Below are 19,608 nucleotides of genomic sequence, written 5' to 3' on the forward strand. Positions count from 1 at the left end.
GTGGAGGAGTCAGACGGTGGTGGGGGCGGGGGTGTTCACATCCGGGGTGGCGGGGGCGGACGGCGCCTGCCTCCTGCCGAGGGGGACGAGGAGGAAGGCTGCCGCGGCGATGAAGCCGGGGATGGCGAAGAAGAGGAAGTTCATCTGCGAGGACACACCCATGGACAGCAGCAGGCCACCGAAGGTGGGCCCGCCGATGGCGCCGAGTCGGCCGATGCCGGAGGCCATGCCGATGGCGGTGGAGCGGATGTGGGAGGGGTAGTACTGGGAGACGAAGGCGTAGGAGATGTTCTGGGCGCCCATGGTGCAGGCACCCGCGATGAACACCAGGGCGATGAGCATGGCGAAGCTGTTGCCGTAGCCCAGGGCGATGATCGAGATGCCGGCGACGAGGAACATCGGGACAAGCACCTTCTTCACGCCCAGTTTGTCAGCCAGACGCCCCAGCGTCAGGGTGCCGATGATCGCGCCGATGTTCATCGTGGCCATGAAGGTCAGGCCGGCGGTCAGCGCGTAGCCGGCGTTGACCATCAGTCCCGGCAGCCAGGTGTTCAGACCGTTGACCATGAGCAGGCACATGAAGAAGGCGACCCAGACCATGAGGGTGGCCAGGGCACGGCCGTCGGTGAACAGGGCGGCCAGCGGGCTGCGCTTCACGGCAGCTGCGTCAACCGGCGCCTCGGAGACGGCGACCAGTTCGGTGACCGGGGAGACCTTGCCCGGGGCGATGCGTTCAAGGATGGCGTGCAGCCTGTTCCCCCGGCCGGTGGCGAGCAGCACGGCGGGGGAGTCCGCGAAGTAGGGGAGCATGAGCGGCAGCAGGAGCAGCGGGATGGCGGCGACGTAGTAGGTGGCCTGCCAACCGAAGCGGGGGATGACCACCATGGCGACCAGGGCGGCGAGGATGCCGCCGACGGAGAAGAAGCTCATGACGATGGCCACGAAGGTGTTGGCCAGGCGCTTCGGGGCGTAGTCGGTGAGCATCGCGATGATGGTGGGCAGGATGCCGCCGATGCCCAGGCCGGCGATGAAGCGGAGGCCGCCGAAGACCGCCGGGCCGGGGGCTACCGCGCACAGGACGGTGGCGACGGAGAACATGACGATGCTGGCGATGAGGATGTTGCGGCGGCCGAAACGGTCGGCGAGCAGGCCGAAGACCATGGCACCGACCATCATGCCGAACAGCCCGGAGCTTCCCACCAGTCCCGCCTGTGCGGGGGTGATGCCCCAATCGGTCATGAGGACGGGCAGAACCGAGCCGAAGATGACCAGGTCGTACATGTCGAAGGTGATGATCACGCACGCCCAGAACAGCATCCAGAAGTGGAACGGCGTGAATTTGCCTTCCGCGAGGAAGGAGGTGACGTTCAGTCGGCTCATGTCAGGCCTCATTCAGGTAGGAAAAACGGCGCGCACCGGCTTCAGATGATGCGCGCCGTCACGGGGGATTTTTCAGGGTCAGTTGAGGAATCTGGCGGTGTCGTGGAACACCTCGTAGAACTCGGGGATCCACGAGAAGTTGGCCACGAAGCCGTGGTTGGCGGCGTCATAACGCTTCAGCTGCGTATCCACGCCCGCCGCCTTCAGCTTCTCCGCGTATGCCTCGCCCTCATCGCGCAGCGGGTCGTAGCCTGCGGTGATGACCAGGGCCTTGGGCAGACCGGAGAAGTCGTCGCGCTTGATGGGGGAGACCAGCGGGTCCGCCGGATCCGCCCCGCCCTCAAGGTAGAAGGAGTTGAAGGGGGCCAGACCGTTGTATTCCAGGCCGTAGCCCTCGGCGTTCTCACTGAGCGAGGGCCAGCGGGAGGTGTCGAAGTCGAGGTCGACGGAGGGGTAGTAGAGGATCTGGTGGGTGATCCGGTCGAAGTTGTCGTCGTGGGCCATGGCGGTGACCGCGGCGACGAAGTTGCCGCCGGAGGAGTCGCCGGCGAGGGCGAGGGGGGTGGTGGCATCAAGCGATGCCGCCACCTCGCGGACCACGGCGTAGCACTCGTTGAGGGCCACCGGGTAGGCGACCTCGGGGGACAGCGAGTAGCCGACGGAGACAACCCGCCAGCCGGTCTCCTTCGCCAGGGCGCGCGCGACGTGGTCGTGGGTGTCCAGGCTGCCGGAGAAGAAGGCGCCGCCGTGGAGGTAGACGATTGAACCCCGGGGTGCGTCGGTGTCGGCGTAGATCCGCACCGGGACCTCCGCCAGCGTCGCATCCTCGACGGAGGCCACCGGGGTGCGCTTCTCGACGGGTGCGACGTGGCCGGCCTCGAAGGCGCGGTGTTCAGCCGGGTTGGGCGGGGTGGTGGAGGCGGGCGGGATCTGGGCGACGATCTTCGCGATCTCGGGGTGCAGTGTCATCTGTCTCTCGTCCTGTTCTTAGGTGGTGTGGCGATGGCGCCGCCGCACTGACCAGGCTCCGGGGGTCAGCGGCGACGACGCCATCACGTGTGTGGGGTGGGGGACCGACTAGTAGTCGATCTTGTCCTTCTCGGGGAAAGCGGTCTCGCCTGCGGATTCCGCGTTCCAGGACTCGCGCGAGATGCGCTGCAGCTCCTGGACCGGGCCCTTGCGCTGGGCAGTGTAGGCGGCCAGTGCCTCGGGCACGCTGTCGGCCTCGGCGATGCAGTCGGCCAGCACACCGGCGTCGATGACGGCGGAGTTGGCACCCTGGCCCTGGTGGTGGAGCATGGCGTGGGCGGCGTCGCCGATCAGCACCACGGCGTCGGAGTTCCACTTGTCCTGCGGGTCCAGGTCAGCGGCGGAACGCTGGTTGACCTTCTCCCAGTCGAGCTTCTCGACGATGCGGATCAGCCGCTCATCGAAGTTCTTCAGCATCTCCAGCACCTCCTCCTTGGAAACCTCCGGGTTCCAGGTGGTGTCCTCATGGGGCACGGTGATGTCGAAGGAGATCTGGCCGTTCTCACCGCGGTGGCGCAGCGGCAGGAAGTAGATCATGCGGCCGGTCTCGGCCTCGAGGTAGAGACGCAGGTTGTCGTCGACGAGCAGGCCCTCACCGAGGGAACCGTCGATGACCGCACGGTAGGCGTGGGCGTGCTGCATGACCGGCTGGGAGTCGGACCACAGCGCGCGGACACGTGACTTGATGCCGTCGGCGCCGACGAGGATGTCGAAGGTCTCCTCCTCGCCGTTGCTGAACTTCACGGTGGCGGAGTCGCCGTTGTCGGTGATCTCCTCGGCGCGGTAGCCGTACTGGAGGACACCCTCCGGCAGGGAACCGGTGAGCACGTCGATGAAGTCGCGGCGGTGGACCATGCGGGTGTGGTGCTTCTCCTCGCCCTCCTCCAGGTGCGGCCAGACCTCGCGGTTGATGACGTTGCCCTTTTCATCGAGGATCTCGAAGTAGTCGGAGGGGGAGGTGGCCTTCTCCACGGCCTCGAAGATGCCCAGCTTCTTGAACAGCTTGACCGACGCCGGGCGCAGGCCGATGCCGGCGCCGACCTCACCGGAGGCGGGGGCCTGCTCGTAGACCTTGACGTCGGCCCCGATCTGGGACAGCGCCAGGCCCGCGGTGGCACCGGCGTAGCCGCCGCCGATGACGCCGATCTTCAGGTTCTTGATGTCTTCAGCCTTCATTGTTCTTGAGTCCTTTTCTGGCGGGTGCTACTTGGCCGGCTTCGCGGTGAGGAAGTCGTGGGCGTGGTCGTGGAAGAGGCGGTGGATGACGTCATCGGCGACGCCGTTGCGCTTCAGGTCCGGGATGAGGACCTCGAAGATGTAGTTGATGGTGTGGCCCTTGACACCGGGCCAGCCCAGCGGGGAGCAGTTGGCGTCCGCGGAGGCCAGCAGCTTGGCCTCGTGGCCTGCCTCGAGCTCGCGCAGGAAATGGTCCATGCGCTCCTTGCGGGGACGGGCCCAGAACGGCGGGTCGGGCAGTTCGGTCTCGTAGCCGAAGGTGTCGAAGCCCAGTCGGCCGCCCACCTCGAGGATGCGCCCGGTGGGGGTCTGCGCGTGGTTGACGCCGTCGTCGACGTGGCCGAAGAGCACCCGGTCGAGGTCGAGGCCCTCCTCCTGGAAGATGGCGATCGCCGGCTCGGCGTCGATGGCCAGGTGGGTCATGACCGGCACACCGGTCTGGACGGCGGCGCGGGCCGCGGCGCGGTAGATGCGCTTGTCCAGCTCAGTCATGCGGCCGCCACGGGAGACGCCGACCTTGATGATGCCGGCCTTCGCGTTGGTGCCGGTGATGCCGACGGTGATCTCATGGAGGAAGACCTCGGTGAGGTACTCGACGGAGGCGCGGGCGAAGTGGGCCAGGGCGGTGTCACCGCCGACGAAGCCGGTGCAGGCCACGATGTGGACGCCGGTCTTCTCGGAGAGGGACTGGTAGTAGGGGATGTCGCGGCCGTTGCAGATGCCGGTGGCGTCGACGAAGGTGGCGGCGCCACCCGCGTACTCACGGAATTTGCGCAGCTTGGGGACGGTCTCCTCGTAGCGGACCTCGGGGGACTTCCACCATTTGGTGTCGAGCTCGGAGCCGGGCATGCCGTAGCCGATGTGCTCGTGGATGGCGACGAATCCGAGTTCCTCCACCGGGATTGCGCCGAGGACGGTGTTGACGAAAGACAACGTGGGCTCCTTAGTTGTTCTCGCGGACGGTGATGAACTCGCGCGGGTTGTCCCGGAGGATGCGCTGCGCATCCTCCTCGGACAGGCCGAGTCCCGGGATGAAGTCGGCGGCGACGGTGCTGTAGGCGACCTCGCGGGGCGCAAGCCCCTTCGCTACGCCGATGGCGTTGGACGAGCAGATGATGTGCCCGCCGAGACCCTCAGCGATGAGGGTGCGGATGAGCTCGCCGCGGGCGGCGTCGTCAAGCAGCCCCTCGGACTCGGTGCCGACGTTGTCGATGCCGACGTAGGCGCCCTTGCGGGCGATCTCGAGCGCCGGGGCGCCGACGCGGTCGCAGCCGCCGACGAGCACGCGGGCGGGGTCGAGGCCCTCGGACAACACGATCTCGAGGTCGCCGAGGGCGTTGTCACCGTACTGGAAGGACATCGGCGCACCGGTCTCCTTGGCGGCACGGGCGGCACCGCGCAGAAGGGACTCGTCGGTGGCGGTGCGGCCCGCGCGGGTGACGGCGGTGACGATGAGGCCGGCGCCAGCGCGGCGCTCCACGCGCGGCATGACCATGCCCTCGGTCACCTCTTTACCGAAGAGGTCAGCGAATTTCTCGGCCGGCCACGGGGTCGGCGGGTTGGTCTGCGGGGTGAGGAAGTAGCCGCCGAGCAGCTCTTCCGGGCCCTGGCCGGTGGAGGCGATGATGTGGACGCCGGTGGCCTCGGACAGGACCTCCAGCAGGGGGAGGTCCCGGCCGTGGAACATGCCGGTGGCATCCACGATGGCGTCGCCGCCGTGGGACTTGAAGTCCTCGAGCTTGGCCTTGAGGGTGGCGAAGATCTCGGGGCGGTCGAAGGTGATGTCGGGGGCGTACTGGGCGCCGGGGAGCACGGAGAGCAGGGCCTCGTGGACCGCGACGGTACCCAGGTCTGCGGAGGGGACGGGGCCGAGGACGGTGTTGACTGTCGTCATGGGCGCGACCTTTCAGCGTTCAGGGGAGCATGGGGACACGAAAAGGGGGCCGAAGGGTCGGGCGGGGGCCCGTGGAGCCTTGGTTTTTCGTGGGGTGATGCGGAGGGTGTGGGGGAGTGGGCCGGAGAGTTCGCCGTCCGCCTGGCGAGCCGTAGCACAGTGCCCCGGTAATGTGACCTTCCTAACGTCGTGGCCTAAGATTGGCATAATGTCATGCCAAAGTCAAGTGCTTCACATCCTCCGGGCCACATGCTCTGAATCGCTCTTCTGCCAGCCTCAACATCCCCGAAAAGGTGCTACGTGACGAAATGGTATTTGAATTCCTCCGCCTGATGGATGGCCAGACGCCATCCCGCAGGTACCCCGCCGGTGGAGAAGAAAATCGTCTCGATGGCCAGCAGCGGGCTACCTTCCGCCACCCCGAGTGCCTTAGCCTGCCTGGTGGTGGCCGCCGTCGCCCACGCCTCATGCTCCGCCCGGTCGAGGGTGATGCCGTATTCGCGTTCCAGCAGTTCCATCGCCGAACCCCGCTCCTCCAGGAACTCCACGCTCGGCAGGAAACCCTCGGGGGAGCGGATGTAGACATCGGCGTCGACGAGCGGCTCACCGTCAATCGACATCAGCCGGGTGAAGTGCAGCAGCCGCTCATCCTCCGGCAGTCCCAGGCGCGCCCGGATACGCGCGGGGGGAACCACCCGTTCCGGCTCCGAGACCGTCGAGGTCGGCTTGAGCCCCTTGTCGGCGAGGAACTGGAACAACCCGCCCGGACGGATATCCGCCGGCCGGTCCACCCGCGCCCCCACCACGGGGAAGGTGCCCTTGCCCTGCTTGCGGTAGACGAAGCCCTCCGTGGTCAGATCGCTGAGCGCCTGCCGGATCGGGGCGCGGCTGACGCCGAAACGTTCCAGCAGCTGCGCCTCCGTCATGGGCACGCCCGGGTCGGCGGTACCGCTGGTGATCTCCCTGCGGAGGATCTCCTTGATCTGCTTGTACATGGGGACCCCGGAGACGGGGTCGAGCTCACCGGTCGACATGGTTCGAGTCAACCACAGGCGAGGGGACGATCCTGGAACCGGTGGGCAGCGGGTCGACCAGCTCCACCCCGTCCACCGTCACCGACCACGGCCCGCTCAGATCCGGCGCCGGTTCCGGGGGTGGCGGCGGAACCGGCTCTGCCAGCGGGTGAATCGACTCCGGCTCGCCGTGATCGACGTCGAGGAACGCCGCCCCGCCGACCACGAACACCCGCACCCCGAGAGACCCGGGGCCGGCCAGATGCTCCTGCATCCGGTGGGCGATGAGCGGATCCAGGGTCGCGATGACCGCACCGTCCACCGTCACCTCAACTCCGTCCAGCAGCCCCAGCAGCTGGCGGTCGGGGCCGTCCACGTCGGGCAGCTCCACCGGGAAGCGGCGCCCCTGCGGCAGCACCGACGTCCCCTCGGGCAGCGAGTTCCACGGGACGGCGAGCTCAGGGGCGGGAAGTTCCACCGAGACGTCGAGAAGCCCGCGGTCGCGGTTGATGCACACCCGGGCGCGGACCGCCGGCTCCTGCCGGATGGCGTGCACGCGGTCGATGTCCCGGAAAACCTGGCGGATGCCCGCCGGCAGCGAACCGATTGTGCCGTAGCCCCAGCGCACCCGCCAGCCACCCCGCACCAGGTCCGGGACCAGCCGCACTGGGATGAGCGTGCCCGACGGCTCGATGAGCTCTGCCGTGCGCAGATGGGAGAAGAGGATCGCCTGGCTGACCTTCTCCACCGGCAGGGAATGCACATCAGTGCCCGCCGGCGGACGGGCGAGGGGGTAGCTGGGGACGACCATGGAACACAGCTTAGTCGGGCGTCGTCCGCCGCCCCTTGTGTGACAGCGGTAACATGGCTGGCACCGCATACCAGCGTAAGGAAGGACCAGACAGACCCATGCAGTTGAAGAAGAGAATCACCGCCGTCGCAGCCGCCGCCACCCTGGCCACCACCGCCCTGGCCGCCCCCGCTCACGCGCAGGACCCGGCCCAGCAGCTGCGCCAGTCCGCGGAGCCCGTCGCGCAGGGCTCCTTCGACCTCTACCAGTCCCTGTTCGACAACCCCGTCACCGCTCCGAGCGCTATCGGCGTTTTCCTGTCCTCCATGAGCTGGCACTACCTGATCTGGTGCCCGGTGGCGATGCAGCTGGGCTCCGAGGGCACCGACATGGGCCGCTGCAGCTTCTGATCCCCTTGAGGATTTCCCCACCTGTCCTGTTCGCCGGGGCGGCCGCCGTGCAGCGCCTGCTCGCAGGCCGCTTGCCGACGCCCCCGCTGGTCCTGCCCGCCCTGCCCCTGGTCGCTGGCGCGGGCGCACTCGCGATCAGCGCGGTAGCTCAGTTCCACCATTCCCGGACCACCACCAACCCCGTCCACCCGGAACGGGTCTCCAGCCTGGTCACCGACGGGGTGTTCAACTACACCCGCCACCCGATGTACCTGGCCCTTGCCGGGACTCTGGTGGCTCATGCGGTCTTCCGCCGGTCTCTGCCCGCTCTGCTGCCGGTGGCAGGCTTCGTGTGGGCCATCGACAGGTGGCAGATCCCCGCGGAGGAGACGGCGTTGTCGGCGCGTTTCGGTGGTGAATACCGGGATTACATCCGGCGGGTGCCCCGCTGGCTTCCGCGTGTCTAGGGTGGGGTCATGGAACCGATGAAGTTGAGTATTCAGCCCGGGGACATCACCACCCTGACCGTCGACGCCGTGGTCAACGCCGCCAACTCGCAGCTGCGTGTCGGCGGGGGAGTGGACCTGGCCATCAACCGGGCCGGGGGGCCGGGTATCCAGGCCGAGGCCCGCCGCATCCGCGTCGACCAGTACCCCGACGGACTGCCCGCGGGGCAGGCGGTGGCCACCACCGCAGGCGACCTCCCGGCCCGCTGGGTGATCCATACCGTCGGCCCCGTCCATTCGGCGACGGAGGACCGCAGCGACACTCTCGCATCCTGTTACCGGGAATCCCTCCGCCTGGCAGCCTCCCTCGGTGTGGCCTCGATCGCCTTCCCGGCGATCTCCGCGGGTGTGTACGGCTGGCCCATCGGCGATGCCGCCCGCATCGCCGTGCAGACCTCCCGGGAGATGTCGGATGAGGTCGCAGCCACCGTGCGGGAGGTCATCTTCGTGCCCTTCGGTGAGGAGGCTGTCCGGGCCTACGATGCGGCCCTGGCCGGGTAGGGCCTGTCGGTACCCAGCCACCGCGCTGCCCGGCACTAGCCGGTTGCGCTGATCCGCACGCCGGTCGCCGGGCGGGTGAGCATCCGGGTCCAGGGGAAGGTCGTGTCCTTCACGTCAGAGGAGATCGTGACGCCCGGGCGGCACATGACTACGACTGCCGCGGCCAGGGCGGAGACGGTGATCTTCTCGCCGGGGCAGCGGTGCCCGGTGCGCACGTCACCGCCGCCCTGGGGGATGAAGGCGGTGATGGACTCCGCCGCCTCCACACCGTCATAGGGCAGGAAGCGTTCCGGGTCGAAGGAGCCGGCGTCCCGCCATTCGGCGGGGGAGGTGAGGGTGCCCACGAAGTCCAGCAGCACGCGCTGGCCCTTCTGCACCGGACAACCGCTGATCTCGGTGTCCTTCTTCGCCAGGGCAGGCAGCATCGGCACGAAGGGGTGGGTGCGGCGCACCTCCTGGGCGAAGGCGACCGCCTCCGGAATATCAGTGACGGAGCCGCCTGCCTGCTGCGAGGCCGCCCGGATCCGTTCCACCCATTCCGGGTGCTTCACCAGCGCCGCCGCGGCGAAAGCCGCGAACCGGCCCACCGCCACGGTGGGTCGGGTGAGGTTCTGCAGCTCGACTGCCGCGACCTTGTCCTCCACCAGCTCGCCGTGTTCGTCACGCAGGTCCGCCATATGGGCGAGGACGGAATCCGGGGCCGCCGCGACTTTCCCTGAGCGGACGTCCTGGATCAGTTGCGTGGCCCAGCGGTCCAGCCGCACCCGTTCCACCATGGCGACCGGGTTCTGGCTGAGCTGGCCGAAGGTGTCCAACAGGCGGTTCATCTGCCTGACCCGCCGGTTCATTTCTTCGTCGGGCAGCTCCACCCCCGCCCAGCGGAGTGCGGCGCGGCCGAAGGCGAGGGCGGCGTCATCATGGACGTTGCCCGTCCCCGCCTTCCATCGCCCGTGGGCGGCCTCGAGTTCGCCGGCCACCAGGTGCTGGAAGTCGGCGACCCGGCCGTCGTCGTAGGCCAGGTCGGTCATGGCGTTCTTGCGCACGCGGTGGGCCTCGCCGTCGAGGGTGTGCACCGCCTTGTCCCCGAAGAGCGGGAGCTGAACGAGCTTGGGCATGGCGCCGTGGCGCTCCATGAGGTCCTTGTCGTAGAAGAAACGGATCCCCTCCTCACCCCGGACGAGCACGGAGGTCTTCCCCAGCAGAGGCAGGGACAAGGGGGTGTGGGAGGTGGCCGGCAGACCGGCCTTCTCCCGGAGTCGGGAGGCGAAGAGATAGCCCCAGCGGAGGAAGCCGGGGGCCTGTTCGGTGCGGATACGGGCGGGCCTGGTCTGGGTCATGCGCCCCAACCTACGTGAGGTGCCGGTCACATGCAGGGGAGTTTATGCCGCCTTCCCGGCACCCCCGGGGACAACCGGGGGTGCGGTCGCGTGTCCGGAAAAGTGCGCAGGTGGAAAAACTCCCTGATGAATAACAGGTTTGCTCCCCCCTGACCACCGATGCTATCCGCCGTAGAATCCGGGCGAGGAAGTTTTCCGGACCCAGGAGCAGACAGACATGGACAACAGGGATTTCACGGGGCAGACCATCATCGTCACGGGTGCGGGTTCCGGCATCGGGCGGGCGACCGCTCTCCTGCTGGCCCGCCGCGGCGCGCACGTGTTCATCGCCGACATCTCGGAGAACGCCGATCAGGTGGTTGAGGAGATAACCACCGCTGGTGGACAGGCCACCGCCGTCATCGGCGACATCTCCGACCCGGCGGTGGTGGACGGGCTGGTGGAGCAGGCCGCAGGCACCGGAGGTCGTCTCGGACTGGTCAACAACGCGGGCATCATGGACCGTTTCGCGGGGGCCGCCGACACCGATGATGCGACCTGGGAGCGGTGCCTGCGCATCAACCTCACCGCCCCCTTCCTGCTCACCCGGGCCGTCCTGCCGCACATGCGGCAGGGCGGGGGAGGGGCGATCGTCAACGTCGGTTCCGCCGCATCCTTACGCGGTGCCGCCGCCGGTGCCGCCTACACCGCCTCCAAGCACGGGGTGGCCGGGCTGACGAAGAACACCGCCTACACCTACGGGCGCGAGAACATCCGCTGCAATCTCATCGCCCCGGGCGGGGTGGAGACCAACATCATGGCCACCTCGGCGACGGAGACCCAGATCGACCCTGCGCATGGTCTGGCCGCCCTCACCCCGATCCACCAGTCGGCGCTGCGCCAGGCCAGCGCTGAGGAACTCGCGGGCCCGATCGTCTTCCTGCTCTCTGATGCCGCCGCCGACGTCAACGGCGTCATACTCCCGGTCGACGGTGGCTGGGCGGCCGGGTAACTTCATTCCGCCGAGACCACGTACTCCGCCAGGTACTGCCCGGTCAGGGTGGTGGCGTCGGCGATGAGTTCGGCCGGGGTACCGGTGAAGGTGACCCGGCCGCCCTCGGAACCGGCGCCGGGGCCGATGTCGATGACGTGGTCGGCGTGCGCCACCACGGCCAGGTGGTGCTCGATGCACACCACGGTCTTCCCGGCGTCGACCAACCGGTCAAGCAGCCCCAGCAGCATCTCGATGTCCGCCAGATGCAGGCCCGTGGTCGGCTCATCGAGGATGAACACGTCAGTCTTCTCCGCCAGGTGCGCGGCCAGTTTGAGCCGCTGGCGTTCACCACCCGACAAGGTGGTCAGGGGCTGGCCGAGAGTGATGTAGCCCAGGCCGACGTCAACAAGCCGGGTGCAGATCTTCGCGGCTGCGGGGACCGTGGACGCGGGTGTCGAGAAGAATTCGGCGGCCTCGGCCGCCGGCATGGCCAGCACCTGGGCGATATCGCGGCCACCGAAGTGGTAGTCGAGGACGGCCTCGTCGAAACGCTTCCCCTCGCAGACCTCGCAGGGCACGTCCACGCCCGACATGATCCCGAGGTCGACGTAGACCACACCCGCCCCCTTACAGTTGGGGCAGGCACCCTCGGAGTTGGGGGAGAACAACGCCGGCTTGACGTCATGGGCCTTGGCGAAGGCCTTGCGGATCGGCTCCAGCGCGCCGGTGTAGGTGGCCGGGTTGGACCGCCTTGAGCCGCGGATGGGGGCCTGGTCCACGATGACGGTGTTCTCCCGGCGTGGCAGGGAGGCGATGAGCGAGGACTTGCCGGAACCTGCCACACCCGTGATGGCGCTGAGCACCCCGGTGGGGATGTCCACGTCGACGTCGCGGAGGTTGTTGCGGTCCGCACCGCGGATCTCGATGGCCCCGGTTGCGGTGCGGGTGGTGTCCTTCAGCCGGGTCCGGTCGTGGAAATGGTGGCCGGTGACGGTGTCGGAGACCGCGAGCTCCGCCACGCTGCCCTCGAACTGGATGAGCCCGCCCTCGTGGCCGGCGCCGGGGCCCAGGTCGATGACGTGGTCGGCGATGGCGATGGTCTCGGGTTTGTGCTCGACGACCAGCACGGTGTTGCCCTTGTCGCGTAGTTCCAGCAGCAGGGTGTTCATGCGGCGGATGTCGTGCGGGTGCAGTCCGGCGGTCGGCTCATCGAAGACGTAGGTGATGTCGGTCAGCGCGGAGCCGAGGTGGCGGATCATCTTCGTGCGCTGGGCCTCACCTCCGGAGAGCGTGCCCGCGGGACGGTCGAGGGTGAGATAGCCCAGGCCGATGGCGACGAAATTGTCCAGGGTCTCCCGGACAGCCTGGACCAGGGGAGCCACGGACGGGGCCTCGACGCCACGCATCCACTCCGCCAGCTCCCGGATCTCCATGGCGCACAGCTCGGCGATGTTCCTCCCGTTGATCCGCGACTCCAGGGCGTGGCGGGCCAGGCGGGTCCCGCCGCAGTCGGGGCAGGGGATGAAGGTGACGGCCCGGTCGACGAATTCGCCGATGTGCTTCTGCATGGCGTCGCGGTCCTTGCTCAGCATGGACTTGGTGATCTTCGGTACCAGGCCCTCATAGGTGATGTTGATGCCGCTGAACTTGATCTTCGTCGGCTCCTGGTGATACAGGGCGTGGCGCTGTTCCGCGGTGAAGTCCACCACCGGGACGTCCGCGGGGTAGAGACCGGATTCGGCGTAGCCGCGCATGCTCCAGGAACCGACCTTGTAACCGGGGATGAGCAGGGCGCCGTCGTTGAGGGAGCGGGATTCGTCAACCAGCTGGGTGAGATCGATGTCGGAGACCCGGCCCAGTCCCTCACACCGCGGGCACATGCCGCCGGTGCGGCTGAACTCCACCTTCTGCCGTTTTCCGCCCGCGACGCTGAGACCGCCCGAGGCGGAGACCGAGGGCACGTTGAAGGAGTACGCGCCGGGTCCGCCCGCGCGGGGTTCGCCGATGCGCGAGTAGAGGATGCGCAACATGGCGGTGGCATCGGTGGCGGTGCCCACCGTGGAGCGGGCGTTGGCGCCCATCGGCTCCTGGTCGACGAGGATGGCGGTGGTGATGCCCTCCAGCCGGTCGACGTCGGGGCGGGCCAGGGAAGGCATGAAGCCCTGGACGAAGGTGGAGTAGGTCTCGTTGATCAACCGCTGGGATTCGGCGGCGACGGTGCCGAAGACCAGGGAGGACTTGCCGGAGCCGGAGACCCCGGTGAAGACGGTGAGCCGGCGTTTGGGTATCTCCACGCTGACCCCGCGCAGGTTGTTCACATGGGCGCCGGTGACGCGGATGAGATCGTGGGAATCAGCTGGCGGCAGGCTCTCTGGGCTCACGGGATCCTCCGGGAAGACGTCGGGGAAAGGGGAGAACCGAGTGTAGTCCCGCACCACCCCGGTGGTAGCAGGCTACGGCACGTGGTGGGTCCATTCCGCGGTGTCGAATTTCTCCTCAACCAGCTTCTCCGCGGCGCTCAGATCCTCGGGCTGCAGCTCGGCCAGCTGTGCGCCGTAGCGGTTGCTGAACTCCGTGATCATCGTGTCGATGATCTCCTCGCGCGGGGCACCGGTCTGCCGGCGCAGCGGATCGACGCGTTTCTTCGCCGAGCGCAGTCCCTTGCTGGCGAGTTTCACCTTGCCCACCCGCAGCACGTCGGTCATCTTGTCGGCGTCGATGTCGTAACTCATCGTCGCATGGTGCAGCACCACACCCTTGCGGCGTTTCTGCGCGGCTCCGCCGATCTTGCCGCCGTCGGAGGTGATGTCGTTGATCGGCTCGTACCAGGCGTTCACACCGTGGCGGCCCAGGGCGGCGAGCACCCACTGGTCGAGGTACTCGTAGGAGGCCTCGTAGCTCAGGCCGGCGACCATGGAACCGGGGACATAGAGGGAGTAGGTGATGCAGTTGCCACCCTCCATGAACATCGCCCCACCGCCGGAGATGCGCCGCACCACCTGGATGCCGTGCCTCTCCACGCCATCAGGTTCGATCTCATTGACGTAGGACTGGTAGGAGCCGATGACGGCGGCGCGGTCCTCCCACTCCCAGAAGCGCAGCGTCGGGCCGCGCGTGCCGTCCGCGACCTGGTCGAGCAGGACCTCGTCCAGCGCCACGTTCACCCTGGTGGGCAGAGGGCCGGGGTGGAGAATCTCCCAGGTATGGTCTGTGAAGTCGGTGCCGCCGGCCACCGCGCGGCGCACGGCCAGCGCCACATCCGCGGTGCTGAAGCCGTGCAGGGCGACCCCTTCGATGCGGGCGAGTGCGGTGTCGATACGCTCCTGCAGCTGCCCCGCGCCCTCGCTTATCGACGCCCCCGTCAGCGCCGGCCCCAATGCCTCAAACGCTTCCTCGGGTTCGAGGAAGAAGTCGCCGGAGATCTGCGCTGCGGTGATGTGGCCGTCCTCGACGGTGACATCCGCGACGACGAGCTTGCCGTGGGGGACCTTGATCTCAAAGTGCTGCTGCATACCCGCCCAGCGTACGTGGGGCGGTCTGTGATCTCATGGAGGAGATCGTGTTGCCGCCGAGAGAAGGGGACGCTGTTGGGAGACGAGACAGCAGGACTGGTGTCCCTCCTGTTCGGGGTGGTGCTCGTCTCTGTGGTGTGCACCTGGGTGGCCCGTGCCGGAGCCAGGGGAGACCTGGGGCGTAATGATGCTGTCGGACTCCGCACCCGAGACACCCGGGCCTCCGATACAGCCTGGCAGGCCGGCCACGCCGCCGCGCTGCCCCTGTTGAACAGAACTATCTGGATCGCCGTCGCTACCGTCGTGCTCGCCGTCGTGATCCAGGCTGCGTGGGGTGGACAGTGGGGGATTCTCGTGGGGCTGGGCGGCATGACTGCCGAGGTCGGCGTGCTGGTGCTGGCCACCAGGGCAGCCAACCGCGCAGCGAAAGAGGTTGCCTGAGGGCTGCCGGGCTGCTGCATTCCGATTCAGGGTATGTGAAGGAGAAAGTGATGGTAGGACTGAGGATATGGACTTCAGCTTCGACAAACTGGTCACCCTGACGCCGCAGGAAGGCGCAGATCAGACCCTGGTCTGCGGCCCAGACGGCTGCGCCCCGGCCCAGGCTCCCGCGTCGGAGCCGGAACCTGAACCTGGGGACCATGCTTAACATCCTTCTGGTCCTCCTCTTCATCCTCATCGGCGGCGTCTTCGCCGCCACCGAGATGGCGCTGGTGAGCCTGCGGGAATCGCAGATCCGCCAGATGGAACGGGGATCTGCCTCTGCCCGAAGCGTGGCCGCGCTGGCCCGCAACTCGGGGCTCTTCCTCTCGGCGGTCCAGATCGGCGTGACCTTCGCCGGTTTCTTCTCTTCCGCCTTCGGTGCCTCCACCATCGCCCCGCAGATCGCCCCGTACCTGGCGAACTGGGGGATGAACGACAGGGCGGTGTCGATAAGCGCGCTGGTGCTGATGACGATCTTCATCTCCTACCTCTCGCTCGTGCTCGGCGAGCTGGTGCCCAAAAGAATCGCCATGCAGAAGGCGAAGCGGGTCAGCCTCCTCGCCGCGCCGCCGCTGAAGATCTTCGCCAGGTTGATGACCCCGGTCATCTGGATCGTGGACAATTCTTCCGGGCTGCTGCTGCGCCTGATGGGCTTTGATCCGGCGGCACGAACCTCGCAGATGACCATGGAGGAGGTCCGCGACATCCTCAGCTCCCACCACGAGATTGACCCGCGCCAGCGGGAACTCTTCGATGACGTCTTCGAAGCAGGCGAACGCATCGTCAGCGAGGTCATGCGTCACCGCTCCGACACGGTCGCCTACCAGGCGGACCTGACCGTTTCCGCGGCCTCCCGGGACATCATGGACCGACCATATTCCCGTTATCCGGTCTACGAGGAGTCGATCGACGACATCATCGGCTTCGTCCACGTGCGAGACCTGTTGGAACAGGGCGCATCCGGCAACGTCGAAGTGCAGGTCCGGGACATCATCCGGCCCATCGCGCAGTTCCCCGGTTCCATTTCCCTGCCGGAGGCGATGTCCCAGATGCGGTCCTCCGGCCAGCACATCGCCATGGTCGTCGATGAATACGGCGGCACCGACGGCATGGTCACCCTCGAGGACCTGCTCGAGGAGCTCGTCGGCGAGATCTGGGATGAGTACGACACCGACCAGCGCCGGGCCTTCATGCGCCTGCACGAGTCCCGCTTCCTGGCCGGGACGATGAACCTCGAGGATTTCGCGGAGGCCACCGGCATCACCCTGCCCGACGGACCCTACGAGACTGTCGCCGGCTGGCTGCTCACCCGTCTGGGCCGGCTGGGGCGGGAAGGGGACGTGGTGGCCATCCCACCGGAGTTCACCGCCGATCCCGCGGACGACGGGATGGACGGGGAAGCCGAGGCCCGCTACGAACTGGAGGTCGCCGCGGTCTCGGGCAACCGCATCGTCACCGTCGAACTGAGGAAATCCCGCCCCACCGGCCCAGCGGACCCCGCGGAGGACACCGGGGAGAATCCTGCCCCGTAATGTAAACGGACATGTACGATCTCCCCACCATTCTCACGGCCTTCGGTCTGACGCTGTTCGCGGGTCTGGCCACGGGCATCGGCGGGCTCATCGCCGTGGCCAAGAGCAACCCCGGCCAGCGTTTCATGGCCGGGGCACTGGGGTTGTCCACCGGCGTCATGCTCTACGTCTCCTTCATGGAGATCCTCCCGAAGGCCTTCGCTGAGCTCACCAGTGTGTGGGGTGAGCGGGGGGGAAGTTGGGCGACGGTCGCGGCCTTCTTCGCCGGCATCGCGGTCATCGCGGTCATCGACCGGCTGGTGCCCGAGCCGATCAACCCGCATGAACGCGGCATCGGTGACGACCCGAAGAAGTCCGCCCAACGTCGCCGCATGATGAAGATGGGTATGTTCACCGCCGGGGCCATCGCCATCCACAACTTCCCCGAGGGTTTCGCCACCTTCATCGCCGGGCTGGAGGACCTGACCGTCGCGATCCCGGTGGCGGTGGCCATCGCCATCCACAACATCCCCGAGGGGGTGGCCGTCGCCGTGCCCATCCGGCAGGCGACCGGTTCCCGGGGTCGGGCCCTGGCCTGGTCGACCGTCTCCGGGCTGGCCGAGCCGGCAGGTGCCCTCATCGGCTTCCTGCTGCTCATGCCCTTCCTCGGGCCGGTCACCCTCGGCCTGTCCTTCGCGGTGGTGGCGGGCATCATGGTCTTCATCTGCCTCGATGAACTCCTGCCCACCGCGGTGTCCACCGGCCGCCACCACACCGCGATCTACGGGCTCATCCTCGGCATGGCGATCATGGCGGCCTCGCTGCTGCTCATGCTCTGAGAGCCTGCCGCTTCTCGACGCCCCGGCCCAGCAGGTGCGCAGCCCCCGCGCCGGCCAGCAGCAGCGGCAGCACCCACCACGGTGCCCACGTCAGCTCCCAGGCGATGACAGCGGCGAACAGCGGTGCCCGCTGCATCACCGCCAGCACCATCGCCGCCCCCAGCAGGGAGGCCACGGCGACCGTGTCCGGCCCCAACCCGGCCAGCAGCGCGGTGGCCGCACCAGAGGCGGCCCCCACCGCCAGTGCCGGGGTGAGTGTGCCTCCCACCGCCCCGGAAGCCAGGGACGCCGATGTCAGCACCGGTTTGGCCACCGCCAACACCATCAGCAGGAGCAGCGGGGAAGCAGGGGAGAGCACGGTGTGGAGGATCTGTTCACCGTTGCCCGTAACCCCCGGCACCAGCTGTGAGACCGCGACGACCCCGGCGGTGGCCGCCCCCACGCTCAGCGGCAGCCAGCGGGGATCGGGTCTCCGCCACCGGGCGGTCGAGCGCATCAGGGCCAGGAAGAGCCGGCCCACGCCCACCGCGACCAGCAGGATCAGGGGGAAGAGGTACAGCATCGCGGCGTGGAAACCGACGGCGGGGAAATCGTAGACCGGGCGCCTGCCGACCATCGGCCAGGCCGTCACCGTGGCAGTCACGGACATGGCGGTGGCGATGAGCAGTGCCCGCCGGTCGCGGCGCACCGGCATGGCCTCGAGGGTGAACAGCACACCCGCCACCGGCACGTTGTACACCGCCGCCAGCCCCGCCCCGGCGGCCGCGGCCACAACGATCCGCCGTTGTTCCTCCCCGAGTCGGCCAACGCGGCTGAACCGGTCCAGCACCGCCGCCGCAGCCTGCCTGGGGGCCTGCTCCCGGCCGAGCGAGATCCCCGAACCCACCGCCAGCAACTGCAGCAGGGAATCGGCGAAGGTGCGCCCCAGGGGCAGCGGGGCCCGGCTGCGGACTGATTCCTCAATGCTGCGTACCGGTCCTGCCCGCCGCAGCCACCACCAGCCCAGCCCTGCCAGCACACCCCCGATTCCTGCGGCCGGCACCGGGTGGAGCACACCCGCACCAGCGGCCAGGACCTGGATACCCCGGATGAACCATGCCATCGCCCCGCCGATCAGACCTGCGGCGACACCACCGGCGAACACCACCGTGAGGAGGACGAAGAGGCTGCGGGACACGCACTCAGCGTAGCCCGCGTGCCGGGGCTCAGTGCGCCGCCACCTGCTTGTGCGCCCCGCGCCGGGTCAGGCGGGCGACACCTTCCACGAGGAAGGCGACCACCCCGCCCCAGAGCAGTCCGAAGACCAGCGAGAAGAACGTGTTGACCAGCCAGCCGACAAAGCCGCCGCCGGCGGCGGTCTCCAGGTGGTGGATGGTGTCGTAGATCCAGGTCAGACCGAACTCGTCGAGCCCGACGATGATGATGTGCCCGCCCACCCAGAGCATGGCGAAGGTGCCGACCACCGCGATGGTGGTGAGCACCTTCGGCATCGCCGCGACCAGGCCCCGGCCGAAACCGGCCCCGGCCCCGCCGCGGGAGACCATGTGCAGGCCGATGTCGTCCATCTTCACCAGCAGGGCCACCGCGCCATAGACCAGCGCGGTGATGCCGATACCGACCACCACCAGGACCGCGGCACGGAAGGCCATGGGCTGGTCGGCCACCTCGTTGAGCGAGATGACCATGATCTCCGCGGACAGGATGAGGTCGGTCATGATCGCACCCTTGACCAGCTGGTCCTCCGCCCCGGCGGACTTCTCTTTCGCCGGGGTGTCGTGGCCGCCGTGGCCGAGCACCTTCGCCAGGACCTTCTCCGCCCCCTCATAACAGAGGTAGGTGCCGCCGATCATGAGGAGCGGGGTCAGTGCCCACGGGGCGATCCACGACAGGAGCAGGGCCACCGGCAGGATGATGACGAGCTTGTTGAACAGCGAGCCCTTGGTGATCCGCCAGATCATCGGCAGTTCCCGGGCGGGGGAGACTCCCGCGACGAAACGCGGGGTGACCGCGGCGTCATCGACGACGACGCCGGCGGCCTTCATGGAGGTCTTGCCTGCGGCGGCGGCGACATCGTCGACGCTGGCGGCGGCTGCGCGGGCGATGAGGGCGACGTCGTCAAGCAGGGCGAGCAGGCCACCAGCCATGGTCTCCACCTTTCATTCGGGGTGCGTGCGGGACACGTACGGTTCTGACCAACGAGTCTAGGCGCCCGGGC

Annotated in this window: 19 protein-coding genes; 7 read left to right on the plus strand and 12 right to left on the minus strand. The window is 68.1% G+C overall.

Annotated features, from left to right (window positions below; genetic code table 11):
• Positions 1 to 9 precede the first annotated feature (9 nt).
• From NYP18_RS04080 to NYP18_RS04110, 7 genes are all read right to left on the minus strand, one after another.
• On the minus strand, positions 10 to 1,380 hold the full coding sequence (locus NYP18_RS04080; RefSeq protein WP_259426903.1) for an MFS transporter: 1,371 nt from the start codon (positions 1,378 to 1,380) through the stop codon (positions 10 to 12).
• A gap of 78 nt (positions 1,381 to 1,458) precedes the next feature.
• Positions 1,459 to 2,349 carry an alpha/beta hydrolase gene (locus NYP18_RS04085; RefSeq protein WP_259426904.1) on the minus strand — a complete coding sequence of 297 codons (891 nt, stop codon included), beginning with the start codon at positions 2,347 to 2,349 and terminating at the stop codon, positions 1,459 to 1,461.
• A gap of 108 nt (positions 2,350 to 2,457) precedes the next feature.
• Complete coding sequence (locus NYP18_RS04090; RefSeq protein WP_259426905.1) at positions 2,458 to 3,585, minus strand: FAD-dependent monooxygenase; 1,128 nt, start codon at positions 3,583 to 3,585, stop codon at positions 2,458 to 2,460.
• A 27-nt stretch (positions 3,586 to 3,612) separates the two neighbouring features.
• Complete coding sequence (locus tag NYP18_RS04095; RefSeq protein WP_259426906.1) at positions 3,613 to 4,578, minus strand: phosphotriesterase family protein; 966 nt, start codon at positions 4,576 to 4,578, stop codon at positions 3,613 to 3,615.
• Between the two features lie 10 nt (positions 4,579 to 4,588).
• Entirely contained in the window at positions 4,589 to 5,539 is a 951-nt protein-coding gene (locus NYP18_RS04100; protein ID WP_259426907.1) for a phosphotriesterase family protein, read from the minus strand.
• Positions 5,540 to 5,835: 296 nt separating this feature from the next.
• Positions 5,836 to 6,573: a GntR family transcriptional regulator gene (locus tag NYP18_RS04105; RefSeq protein ID WP_259426908.1), complete on the minus strand. Its 738-nt coding sequence runs from the start codon at positions 6,571 to 6,573 to the stop codon at positions 5,836 to 5,838.
• Positions 6,560 to 7,363 (minus strand): hypothetical protein, encoded by an 804-nt coding sequence (locus tag NYP18_RS04110; protein ID WP_259426909.1) that lies wholly within the window; start codon positions 7,361 to 7,363, stop codon positions 6,560 to 6,562. The genes NYP18_RS04105 and NYP18_RS04110 overlap by 14 nt, the downstream gene beginning before the upstream one ends.
• A 98-nt stretch (positions 7,364 to 7,461) precedes the next feature.
• Here NYP18_RS04110 and NYP18_RS04115 point away from each other — a divergent pair, with 98 nt between their 5' ends.
• Genes NYP18_RS04115 through NYP18_RS04125 form a run of 3 tightly spaced genes read left to right on the plus strand, consistent with a single transcriptional unit; the run spans position 7,462 to position 8,738 of the window.
• Positions 7,462 to 7,752, plus strand: a complete 291-nt coding sequence (locus tag NYP18_RS04115) for a hypothetical protein (RefSeq protein WP_259426910.1) — start codon at positions 7,462 to 7,464, stop codon at positions 7,750 to 7,752.
• 5 nt (positions 7,753 to 7,757) lie between these two features.
• Positions 7,758 to 8,198 carry a methyltransferase family protein gene (locus tag NYP18_RS04120; RefSeq protein WP_259426911.1) on the plus strand — a complete coding sequence of 147 codons (441 nt, stop codon included), beginning with the start codon at positions 7,758 to 7,760 and terminating at the stop codon, positions 8,196 to 8,198.
• Positions 8,199 to 8,216: 18 nt separating this feature from the next.
• A complete protein-coding gene (locus NYP18_RS04125; protein ID WP_259427123.1) occupies positions 8,217 to 8,738 on the plus strand; it encodes an O-acetyl-ADP-ribose deacetylase in 522 nt (173 codons plus the stop codon).
• A gap of 35 nt (positions 8,739 to 8,773) precedes the next feature.
• Here the strand turns inward: NYP18_RS04125 and NYP18_RS04130 are convergent, their stop codons facing one another.
• On the minus strand, positions 8,774 to 10,075 hold the full coding sequence (locus NYP18_RS04130) for a cytochrome P450 (RefSeq protein WP_259426912.1): 1,302 nt from the start codon (positions 10,073 to 10,075) through the stop codon (positions 8,774 to 8,776).
• Between the two features lie 217 nt (positions 10,076 to 10,292).
• On the opposite strand from NYP18_RS04130, the gene NYP18_RS04135 reads away from it, so the two are divergent.
• Positions 10,293 to 11,066: an SDR family NAD(P)-dependent oxidoreductase gene (locus tag NYP18_RS04135; protein ID WP_259426913.1), complete on the plus strand. Its 774-nt coding sequence runs from the start codon at positions 10,293 to 10,295 to the stop codon at positions 11,064 to 11,066.
• Between the two features lie 2 nt (positions 11,067 to 11,068).
• Here the strand turns inward: NYP18_RS04135 and NYP18_RS04140 are convergent, their stop codons facing one another.
• Together NYP18_RS04140 and lplB are read right to left on the minus strand one after the other, a co-directional pair.
• A complete protein-coding gene (locus NYP18_RS04140; RefSeq protein ID WP_259427124.1) occupies positions 11,069 to 13,414 on the minus strand; it encodes an ATP-binding cassette domain-containing protein in 2,346 nt (781 codons plus the stop codon).
• An 87-nt stretch (positions 13,415 to 13,501) separates the two neighbouring features.
• On the minus strand, positions 13,502 to 14,560 hold the full coding sequence (lplB, locus tag NYP18_RS04145) for a lipoate-protein ligase small subunit (protein WP_259426914.1): 1,059 nt from the start codon (positions 14,558 to 14,560) through the stop codon (positions 13,502 to 13,504).
• A gap of 99 nt (positions 14,561 to 14,659) precedes the next feature.
• Here lplB and NYP18_RS04150 point away from each other — a divergent pair, with 99 nt between their 5' ends.
• The 3 genes from NYP18_RS04150 (at position 14,660) to zupT (ending at position 17,393) form a co-directional block, all read left to right on the plus strand.
• Positions 14,660 to 15,001 carry an SdpI family protein gene (locus NYP18_RS04150; RefSeq protein ID WP_259426915.1) on the plus strand — a complete coding sequence of 114 codons (342 nt, stop codon included), beginning with the start codon at positions 14,660 to 14,662 and terminating at the stop codon, positions 14,999 to 15,001.
• Positions 15,002 to 15,201: 200 nt separating this feature from the next.
• Positions 15,202 to 16,575, plus strand: coding sequence for a hemolysin family protein (locus NYP18_RS04155; protein ID WP_259426916.1), 1,374 nt, complete (start codon positions 15,202 to 15,204; stop codon positions 16,573 to 16,575).
• 11 nt (positions 16,576 to 16,586) lie between these two features.
• Positions 16,587 to 17,393, plus strand: coding sequence for a zinc transporter ZupT (gene zupT / locus NYP18_RS04160; RefSeq protein ID WP_259426917.1), 807 nt, complete (start codon positions 16,587 to 16,589; stop codon positions 17,391 to 17,393).
• Here the strand turns inward: zupT and NYP18_RS04165 are convergent.
• On the minus strand, positions 17,383 to 18,570 hold the full coding sequence (locus NYP18_RS04165; RefSeq protein ID WP_259426918.1) for a chloride channel protein: 1,188 nt from the start codon (positions 18,568 to 18,570) through the stop codon (positions 17,383 to 17,385). The two genes, zupT and NYP18_RS04165, sit on opposite strands and share 11 nt — an antisense overlap.
• Before the next feature lie 28 nt (positions 18,571 to 18,598).
• A complete protein-coding gene (locus NYP18_RS04170) occupies positions 18,599 to 19,537 on the minus strand; it encodes a DUF808 domain-containing protein (RefSeq protein ID WP_259426919.1) in 939 nt (312 codons plus the stop codon).
• Positions 19,538 to 19,608: the final 71 nt, after the last annotated feature.

Source organism: Corynebacterium lemuris, assembly GCF_024919295.1.
Classification (GTDB): Bacteria; Actinomycetota; Actinomycetes; order Mycobacteriales; family Mycobacteriaceae; genus Corynebacterium; species Corynebacterium lemuris.